This window comes from Gloeocapsa sp. DLM2.Bin57 (assembly GCA_007693955.1).
GTDB lineage: Bacteria > Cyanobacteriota > Cyanobacteriia > Cyanobacteriales > Gloeocapsaceae > Gloeocapsa.
In genome coordinates this window covers 1-3,364 of record RECR01000009.1, presented here as the reverse complement: position 1 = coordinate 3,364, position 3,364 = coordinate 1, and the positions used below count along the sequence as shown (strand labels likewise).

The window sequence follows — 3,364 nt, the reverse complement described above, 5'->3', positions numbered from 1 at the left end:
GGTTTACCCATTCTTACTTGACCATTCAGGGCGATTTTAGCTAATTTTTCGGTATCTTGGTAGAGAGATTGGATAATTTTACCTATCTCGGTGGGGTTTTCTACTAGTATTAATGATTCTCCTAAGAAAGGATTCAAATTGGCAAGAATACCCAGTATTTCTGAATTATTCTCAATAGCTCGGAAGTGATTGAGTTTTTTAATTTGGGTTGAGCCAGTTTTCTACTTTTAAATCGGGAACACGGGAAAATTCACGAACATTATTCGTAACTACGGTTGGACTTAGATTGAGTGCATGAGCCGCAACTAATAAATCATTACCACTTATGGGCGTTCCTTTATTTTCCAAATAAGTACGAATTTTAGCGTAATCATATTCGACGTTTCTCGTTAGTGATAATACAGGAATTAAGATAGACTTTTAGCTATAGTTGCAGATGCTCCCGGTTTACCCATTCTTACTTGACCATTCAGGGCGATTTTAGCTAATTTTTCGGTATCTTGGTAGAGAGATTGGATAATTTTACCTATCTCGGTGGGGTTTTCTACTAGTATTAATGATTCTCCTAGGAGTTGTTGTTGTTTGCGCGCGAAAAATCGGGTATATTGTGGTCCAGGTCCGGGAATGGCGATCGCTGGTTTTCCTAGTCCAATAAATTGTTCTGTTGCTGTTCCCGCCATTGCTATAGCTATTTGTCCTCTGACTAAACAGGTGCTATATTTTTCTTGTGTTAGGGCTATAATTGCTTGTTTTTGTCTAAATATACGGGCTTTTGATGCTAAAAAGTCTATACTCTCGGTTGTTTTTTGCCAAGGGTGATTCAGTAAAATTGTCTCTAGGTTATCTAAATCAACTGTAGGGGCGATCGCTGCTAAAAATAATAAGGGTTCTTCTGTTAAGGTGTTAATTACACTATCTACACCCTGTAAAATCATTGACCAGTTAGTTTCTGCTTCGGGTGAGCGTGAACCTGGTAAGAGTACAATAGTTGTGGTTGGGTTGATTGGTTTACTTATATCCTCAAAGATATCCATCATGGGGTTACCATAGTCAAAAACTTTAATGGGATATCTAGCTAGATTTTTAGCGGTTAGACTATCCCTAGGATATACCCCTAAGCAACGGGGAGATTGCATTAACCAACGTTCCCAAGGATAATAGATTGACCCTTTTGATGCTTGACTTAGATAATAATCAGATTTGGCTGTACCGATAAAAGCATATTTAATACCACTCTTCCAAGCAAAGAATAGGGGTAAAATATCCCCTACTGCTAAGATGAGTAGATTAGAGTCTTGTTGCTGTTTGACCCATTGTTTCATCTGTTGATATTGTTGGAAGGTTAATCCGAGTAAACCACTTTGTAAGTCTTGCCACAGTTGGTTATGATCCATATAGATAAACCCTCCTGATGGTAAGGTTTCTGTTTCTCCAATTAGGGGTATCTCAGCTAATTGATAGGCTTTTCCTTTTCCTACTAGGGGTAACGCTGCTATTTCTACTCCTGTTTGGCGCAAATGCTTTAAGATATTAACTGCGATCGCATCTTCTCCATGACCATTGCTTAAACATAGTATTTTTATGGTAATTTTTGTCATCACTATTAATTTAATTATTACCTTATTTAATTTTTATTTGGCTTGGAAAATTTGGCGATTTTATCTATTTTTAAGCAAGTTTAACGCTAGTTTATCTACTCTTGAGCAACCTTTACAGTCTTTTTTAAAAACTGCACCTATTTGGTTAAATACTAGTTACACTTACACTCATTCTCTCCATAGTAAATACCAAAAAATCGCTAAAATTTGTAATCTTACAACCCAATTATGGTTTTTATCGCGAAGATTTATTCTCTAACCAATTCATTACTTTCTCTCCTAATTTAGTTTGATTGAGTCTATCTATTTCTCTAATTCCTGTTGGACTTGTGACGTTTACTTCTGTGAGATAATCCCCAATAATATCTATCCCCACAAAATATAAACCATCAGCGCGTAATTTTGGTCCTAGATATTGACAAATTTCTAAATCTCTGCTAGTAATTTCGCATTTTTCCACTCTTCCACCTACTGCCATATTACCGCGGAATTCTTTACCTGTAGGAACACGATTAACAGCGCCAATGGGTTCACCATCTAGTAAGATAATTCTTTTATCGCCTAGTTTGGCTTCAGGTAGATAATTTTGCACCATGATTGGTTCTTGTCCCTGTTTAGTGCTAATCTCAATCAGAGAGTTAAAATTGCGATCGCTATTGGTTAAAAATAAGATACCTTCTCCTGCTTTTCCTCCTAAAGGTTTAATTACTCCTGCTTCTTTAGTTTCGAGAAACTCTCTAATCACTTGTTTATCTTGACTAACGATGGTTTCGGGAATGACTTCTGTAAACTGTAAAGCGTACATTTTTTCATTAGCGCAGCGAATTCCCCCAGGAGAGTTAATTACCAGAGTAGGTGATTTAACTAAGTCTAGGATATAAGTAGCGTAGAGATAGGATACTGTCACGGGAGGATCTTTGCGCATAAACACTGCGTCCATTGCTCCTAGGGGTTTCATCTCTCCTTTATGGATGTGATACCAGGGATCAGGAATCTGATAGCGATCGCCTACTCTGGTTACAGGTTGTAGCTCTACTGATTGTAAAAACCCCCAAGCTTCCCCTTTCACTACGGATAATTCTGAGGTGGAGGTAATCCAAACTTTATGTCCGAGGATTTGTGCTGCTTCCATTAGAGCTACACTGGTATCATGTCCTGGATCTAAACGGGAAATGGGGTCAATAATAAAGGCTATATTCACAGGGTTATTATTCCTAGTTTTGACAATTTTACCCCAACTGTACTAAGACAATTAGGGTATTTTTGAGATACTAAGCTGCTTGTTGTAAGAGTGGATCTAATCTTCCTTGACTTTCCAGGGAGTAGATATCGTCACAACCGCCAATATGTTGTTCATCGATGAAAATTTGGGGAACGCTAGTACGTCCATTAGCGCGATCGCTCATTTTTGCTCTACCTTCTTCATCCCCATCTAAGCAATATTCTGTAAATTCTACACCTTTTTGATTTAGTAGGGCTTTAGCGCGGATACAAAAAGGACAACGACTCCAGGTATAAATTTCAACTTTTGCCATGGTTTTTACTGTAATTATTAAGTTATATTTCATTTTAACCTGATTTTTGTCTATTGTTAATTATGTTGTTTAGATTATCTGTGAGTTTTTTAGTTGGTGTAGTTTTCTATTCAGGATTTGCTCAAGCACAAACCCAAAACCAAGCTACCCAAGAAGCAAAAGCAATTAACCTAGTAAGGGATATAAATAAAAGGGTAATATCTTCTGATCAGGACCTAAATGAGTTTTATA

4 protein-coding genes and 1 pseudogene are annotated in these 3,364 nt (G+C 37.2%); 1 reads left to right on the top strand and 4 read right to left on the bottom strand.

Annotated elements, in window-relative coordinates:
- Positions 1-198: 198 nt before the first annotated feature.
- Both EA365_00215 and EA365_00210 read right to left on the bottom strand, forming a co-directional pair.
- Positions 199-363: pseudogene (locus EA365_00215) on the bottom strand (type II toxin-antitoxin system VapC family toxin).
- Between the two features lie 44 nt (positions 364-407).
- Positions 408-1,583 (bottom strand): hypothetical protein, encoded by a 1,176-nt coding sequence (locus EA365_00210; protein TVQ49755.1) that lies wholly within the window; start codon positions 1,581-1,583, stop codon positions 408-410.
- On the opposite strand from EA365_00210, the gene EA365_00205 reads away from it, so the two are divergent.
- Entirely contained in the window at positions 1,582-1,857 is a 276-nt protein-coding gene (locus tag EA365_00205) for a hypothetical protein (protein TVQ49753.1), read from the top strand. The genes EA365_00210 and EA365_00205 overlap by 2 nt on opposite strands.
- Here EA365_00205 and gshB read toward each other — a convergent pair.
- Positions 1,834-2,799: a glutathione synthase gene (gshB, locus tag EA365_00200; protein TVQ49752.1), complete on the bottom strand. Its 966-nt coding sequence runs from the start codon at positions 2,797-2,799 to the stop codon at positions 1,834-1,836. The genes EA365_00205 and gshB overlap by 24 nt on opposite strands.
- 70 nt (positions 2,800-2,869) lie before the next feature.
- Positions 2,870-3,133 carry a glutaredoxin 3 gene (gene grxC, locus EA365_00195; protein TVQ49754.1) on the bottom strand — a complete coding sequence of 88 codons (264 nt, stop codon included), beginning with the start codon at positions 3,131-3,133 and terminating at the stop codon, positions 2,870-2,872.
- Positions 3,134-3,364: the final 231 nt, after the last annotated feature.

Excerpts from the sequence above, each read along its gene's own strand:
- EA365_00205 (TVQ49753.1), top strand. The coding sequence starts at position 1,582 with ATGGTAATTTTTGTCATCACTATTAATTTAATTATTACCTTATTTAAT.
- grxC (TVQ49754.1), bottom strand. The coding sequence starts at position 3,133 with ATGGCAAAAGTTGAAATTTATACCTGGAGTCGTTGTCCTTTTTGTATC.